Raw genomic sequence first — 223 nt, 5'->3', positions numbered from 1 at the left:
GACCTATGGTACATGCTCTGCCAAACTACCTGCCATGAAGAAAGAGCTTGTTTGGCTAAAAGAAGTGGATAGTATTGCGATGCAGTCGTCTGTTCGCAACCTTGCGGATGCTTATACACGCTTTTTCAAAAAACAAAACAGCGCACCGCGCTTTAAATCTAAGAAGAACAACGTACAATCTTATACCACAAAACAAACAAATGAAAACATTGCCGTTGTAGGG

1 pseudogene is annotated in these 223 nt (G+C 41.7%); it reads left to right on the top strand.

Annotated features, from left to right (window positions below):
- Positions 1-223, top strand: a pseudogene (locus tag MR167_RS32540) (IS200/IS605 family element RNA-guided endonuclease TnpB); the annotation flags it as partial.

Origin of the sequence: Bacillus cereus group sp. BfR-BA-01355, assembly GCF_022663675.1 — a bacterium.
In the GTDB taxonomy this organism is placed as follows: domain Bacteria; phylum Bacillota; class Bacilli; order Bacillales; family Bacillaceae_G; genus Bacillus_A; species Bacillus_A thuringiensis_S.
Note: the sequence above shows the minus strand (reverse complement) of the source record. Positions and strands in the feature narration are given on the sequence as shown.